Here is a 5,259-nt window from a genome sequence, read left to right on the forward strand (position 1 = left end):
CCGGCTGCCGGAGAACCGCGAGACGCATCCGCTCCTGGTGATCTCGGCCGCCGGGCGGATCGGACGCTACGACGCCGACGGCCTGTACAAGTACGGGCAAGAGGTCATCGTGGAGTTCGGCCGCGCCACCGAGGGCGGCGCGGACGTGGTGGGCGAGCCCGTCGTACCGTTCGACATCGGCCCAGCCCCCACCTGGCGGAACCTCCGGGTCGACATGCAGGACGTGCCGGCCGAGGCCGACGTCATGCGGATCCTGGTCGACGACGACGACCTGACCCCCGACCAGTGGGCGGCGATCACCCCGCCGCGCGCGCCCGAACTCGTCACCGTCCAGGAGCTGGTCGGGTCGGAGTCACCCGTGATGCTGGACTGGGCGGTGAGCCTGCAGTTCCCGTGCCAGCGGCCGTTCTCGCACTACGCGGGGGTCGCAGAGCTGCCGGAGTACCGGATCCTTCCGGACCGGCCGCTGGCTGTCGCCGCCACCAGCACCTGGCAGTCGTACGAGTCCGGGGGTCCGCTCGGGTGGATCGAGGTCGCCCAGCGCGCCCGCACGATCCCCTCGTACCTGCGGCACGACTGGAACCGGGACTGGGGCTCCCTCGAGGCCTACACCCCGCTCGGGACCTACCAGGAGGACCCGCCGGAGCCGGCCGAGGTGACCACCGGGACCGCGACCCGCTGGGGCTGGTGGCAGCCCGAGGGCCCGATCCTGGTGACCGACCCGGAGTCGTAGTCCGGTTCACCGCCCGCGCTGGTCCTCCCGGGAATTGGCCCGCTCGTCGTCGTCATCACCGTCGTCACCGGAGCGGTGTCGCACGGTGAACCATTGCGCTACGACGATCACCAGGGCCACCACGGCGGTGACGACCAGCGTGAACGGTTCGGACTGCGCTTTGAGGAGGAGGAAGGGCACGAGCACCGCGACGTCGAGGACGATCGCGACCCACGGGATCCACGCCTTGGCGTTGACCTCGTCCCTGAGCCGTCGGACGATCCCGAAGTGGATGGCGATGTCCATGGCCAGGTACAGGATCGCGCCTAGGGAGGCGATCTGTGACAGGTCGAAAAAGGCCGCCATGAGTGTCGCCAGTCCGGCGGTGATGTAGAGCGACTGGTGTCCCCCGGCCCCGGGCAGCCCCGGCACCTGGCCCATGTCACGGAGCATGTCGTAGAGCTTGGAGACCGAGAACAGGCTCGCGATCAGTCCCGACAGCGTGGCCACCACCGCGATGATCACGGTCAGGGTCACGCCCCAGGATCCGAACATCGGCTCGGCCGCCTCGGCGAGGGCGTAGTCACGGGCCCCGATGATCTGCGGCACGGTCAGGCTGGTGGTCACCGCGACGGTGATCAGCAGGTAGAGGACCGTGCACAGGGAGATCGAGATGATGATGGAGCGGCCGATGTTGCGCTCCGGATCCCGCAGGTCCGCGCCCTGGTTGGTGATCGTGGTGAAGCCCTTGTATGCCAGGATGCACAGGGTCACCCCAGCCAGGAAGCCCATCCAGCCGTGGTCTGGCGGGGTGCGGTCGGCGGCGGTGAACAGCTGGCCCAGCGAGGACACCCCCGCTGCGAGCACACCTGCGATCGCCAACACCGCGATGCCCACGATCTTGAGCGCGGCGGTAGCCGTGGCCGAACGCTCGACCCACCGGTTGCCCACCAGGTTGACCAGCGCTGTGGCCGCGATGGCGGCCACCGCCAGCACCGGCACCCAGAGGGAGGAGTCCTGCATCCCGAACGGCCGCAGGACGTACGTACCGAAGGTCCGCCCCAGCAGGGACTCGGCGAGGATCATCGAGACGTACATGAACAGGGAGAACGTGCCCGCCGCCACCCCGGGCCCGTAGGCGGCCTTGAGCAGCATCGCGATTCCGCCCGAGGTGGGGTTGGTGGCCGAGTACCGGATGTACGAGTAGGAGCTGAACGCCACCACCACCGCCCCGGCCAGGAACGCCCACGGCATCCACCCGCCGGCCAGCTCGGCGACCTGCCCCACCAGGGCGAAGATGCCCGCCCCGATCATGACCCCGGTTCCCAGGGCGACGGAACCGGTCAGCGTGATCTTCTTCCGGTCGTTGTTCCGGCCCTGCTCGTTGTGGTCCATGCGACGGCTGCTCCTTCGCGGTTGGCGGGCGGGGTGGGCGGCATGGGTGGCTGGCCTGGTGGCGGTCAGTAGTCGTAGGAGGAATGCTCCGTGTGGGTGTCCGCACCAATCGGGACGTCGTTTACGATCGACAGCGTCTCGTCATGCCAGCGAACCCTAGCGACGACCACGGGGGTGTGCGCAACCGTGCGGCCCCGCGTCCGGGCCCGACGATGAGCTGGTCGACGCGCCAACCGGTGACGTCGACGGCCGGATGTGTCGACTTTGTCGGGCATGACAACCGCCCCTACGCACAGCTGAGCGTCACGGCGACCCACAACAGTTCGATCGGGGCGAGACGTTGTCGCAGATCTCCTCGTCGGAGGCGTCCCCCGTCGAGATGACGCGTCGCCGGAGGCCCTGGCCCTCTCCCCCGGCGCGGAGCACAGTCAGTCGACCCCCGTCACCCTCACCTTCGAGCGCGAGGGGCAGGTCACGCTCCCGGTCTCCGTTGACAGGTGCCCGACTCAGTCAAACTAGGGCCGGGCACCCCTCACAGCGGGGCGATGGGGTGCTTGCGCGGGGGCTCGTTGCGGACCTTGTCGCGCAGCTGGGCCAACGCGCCGCGCAGCACCAGACGGGTCTGCGACGGCTCGATCACCGCATCGATGTACCCGCGCTCGGCGGCCGAGTACGGGGTCGCGATGAACTCGTTGTACATGTCGATCAGCTGCTTGCGGAGCTTGGGCCCCTCTTCCGGACCGGCCTCCTCGATCTGCCGACGCTGCAGCAGGTCCACCGCGCCCTCGGCCCCCATCACCGCGATGCGTGCGGTGGGCCAGGCGAAGTTGAGGTCGCCGCCGAGGTTCTTGGACCCCATCACGGCGTACGCCCCGCCGTAGGCCTTGCGGACGACGAAGGTCACCTTGGGCACGGAGCTCGCGGCCACGGCGTAGCCCATCTTGGCCCCGCGGTGGATGATGCCGAGCTTCTCCTGCTGCACACCCGGCAGGTACCCGGGGGTGTCGACCACGTAGACGATCGGGATCGAGTAGGCGTCGCACAGCATCATGAACCGCGTGGCCTTCTCCGAGGCGTCGATGTCCAGGGACCCCGACAGGTGCAGCGGCTGGTTGGCGACCACGCCGACCGACTCGCCGTCGACCCGGGCGAAGCCGGTGATGATGTTGGGGGCGAACTGGCCCGAGGTCTCGACGAACTCACCGTCGTCGAACATCCGGATGAGCACATCGTGCATGTCGTACGCCGCGTTGTCCGAGTCCGGGATGATCGAGTCGAGCTCCAGGTCGGACCCCGTGGTTGCCGGCTCGAGACCGGGGTTGATCCGCGGCGCCTTCTCGGCCGCCGAGGAGGGCATGTAGCTGAGCAGGTTCCGCACGTACATGAAGGCGTCGTGCTCGCTCACGGCAACGTGGTTGACGTTGCCGTTCTTGGCCTGCTGCAGGGCGGAGCCGAGGTCCTCCATGGAGATGTCCTCGCCGGTGACCTGCTTGATCACGTCCGGGCCGGTGACGAACATGTAGGCCTGGTCCTTGACCGCCACCACGAAGTCGGTGGTCACGGGGGCGTAGACGGCGCCGCCGGCGCACTTGCCCAGCATGATCGAGATCTGCGGGATGTACCCCGATGCCGGGTACTGGCGCTTGGAGATCTCCGAGTAGTACGCCAGCGAGGTGACGGCGTCCTGGACGCGGGCGCCACCGGAGTCGTTGATCCCGATGATCGGGCACCCCACCTTGAGGGCGAAGTCCATGATCGCGCAGACCTTCTTGCCGAAGCCCTCGCCCACCGACCCGCCGAACACCGTGTTGTCGTGCGCGTACACGACCACGGGGCGACCGTCGATGGTGCCGCGACCGGTCACCACACCGTCCCCGAACGGGTTGTCCGGGCTCCCCGGAGCCTTGGCCAGCTGGCCCATCTCCACGAAGCTTCCCGCGTCGAGCAACTCCGCGATGCGCTCGCGCGGCGGGGTGTGGCCCGCGGCGTCGCGTCGGGCCCTGGCCCGCTCGCTGCCCGGGTCGCGGGCCTGCTCGGTCTTGACCCGCAGTTCAGCGAGCTTCTCCGCGGTGGTCCTAGCCGTCACGCGTCCGATCCCTTCAGTACTCCCGCGTCGATCTCGACGAGTCGACGCGCCAGGTGCTTTCCGACCGTACCGACCACCGGCTCGTCGACCACCGCGAGGTGGTCACCCTTGAGCTGGACCACCTCCAGATCGGAGACGATCCGGGCCCAGCCACCGTCGCGGTCGACGTGGGCGTAGCGGGGTTCGAGCTCGATGGCGCCCTCGTGCATACGCTCCGCACGGTAGAGCACGAACGGCACCTCCGCGCCCACTCCCGACCACGTGGACAGGTCCGCGCTCTGCAGGATGCGGTTGTCGACGAAGCTGGCCCGCTGGTGCTCGATGACGCCCCCACCCATGGCGTTGGCCTCCGCACCGAGTCCCTCGAGGAGCATTCCCAGTACGCCGTCCTCGCCGTGCTCGGCGAGAAACTCGCGCGGCACCTCCACGTCCAGGCCGTAGGTGCGCTTGGCGAACTCCGAGTAGCGCATCCAGCGTGCCTCGGCCTCGTCGAGAGTGTCCGGGATCGGCTCGGACGGCTGCACGGTATCCAGGAGGGCCACCAGCGCCACGACGTCCTCGGCGGCCCGCAACTGACGGGCGACCTCGACGGCCAGGGCGCCACCGAAGGACCAGCCGCCAAGCGCGACGGGACGCCCCGAGGCGATCTCCCGGATCCTGTCCAGGTACCCGGCAGCCCTCTCCTCCAGCGGCCCCTCCGTGCGCTCGACGCCGTAGACCGGGGTGTCACCGTCCAGCCGATCGACCAGCGGTTCGTACACGAACGACGATCCGCCGGCCGCGTGGAACAGGAACAGGGGTGTGCTGTCGGTGGAACCCTCGCGAAGGACGCGGATGTTGCCCTCCACCGCCACCTCGGTGAACGGGCGCAGCAGGTCGGCGACCTCCGCGATCGTCGTGGCCCCGGCCAGCTGCTCGGCGGTGATCTCGCCGCCACATCGGGTCGACAGCCGCTCGGCCAGTGCGGTCCGGGTGGACTCGTCGAGCGCGGGCAGCGTCCCGGTCACCCCGGGTGCCGCCGTACCGGTGACCACGGCCCACGCGCCGAAGGCCATCCGCTCGGTGT

Annotated in this window: 4 protein-coding genes; 1 reads left to right on the top strand and 3 read right to left on the bottom strand. The window is 69.3% G+C overall.

Annotation, left to right across the window (positions count from 1 at the left end; genetic code table 11):
• The coding region (locus G6027_RS03970; RefSeq protein ID WP_182635596.1) for an arabinosyltransferase C-terminal domain-containing protein at positions 1-733 on the top strand (733 nt) is incomplete at its 5' end.
• A gap of 6 nt (positions 734-739) precedes the next feature.
• Here G6027_RS03970 and G6027_RS03975 read toward each other — a convergent pair.
• The 3 genes from G6027_RS03975 to G6027_RS03985 form a co-directional block, all read right to left on the bottom strand.
• On the bottom strand, positions 740-2,107 hold the full coding sequence (locus G6027_RS03975; RefSeq protein ID WP_182635598.1) for an APC family permease: 1,368 nt from the start codon (positions 2,105-2,107) through the stop codon (positions 740-742).
• Between the two features lie 532 nt (positions 2,108-2,639).
• Positions 2,640-4,193, bottom strand: a complete 1,554-nt coding sequence (locus G6027_RS03980) for an acyl-CoA carboxylase subunit beta (RefSeq protein WP_182635599.1) — start codon at positions 4,191-4,193, stop codon at positions 2,640-2,642.
• A partial coding sequence (locus tag G6027_RS03985; protein WP_182635601.1) for an alpha/beta fold hydrolase occupies positions 4,190-5,259 on the bottom strand: 1,070 nt, incomplete at its 5' end. The genes G6027_RS03980 and G6027_RS03985, both read right to left, overlap by 4 nt.

This window comes from Dietzia sp. SLG310A2-38A2, from assembly GCF_014145095.1.
Classification (GTDB): Bacteria; Actinomycetota; Actinomycetes; order Mycobacteriales; family Mycobacteriaceae; genus Dietzia.

Bases quoted from the DNA above. Each gene is read 5' to 3' on its own strand.
- G6027_RS03975 (WP_182635598.1), bottom strand. From the start codon at position 2,107: ATGGACCACAACGAGCAGGGCCGGAACAACGACCGGAAGAAGATCACG.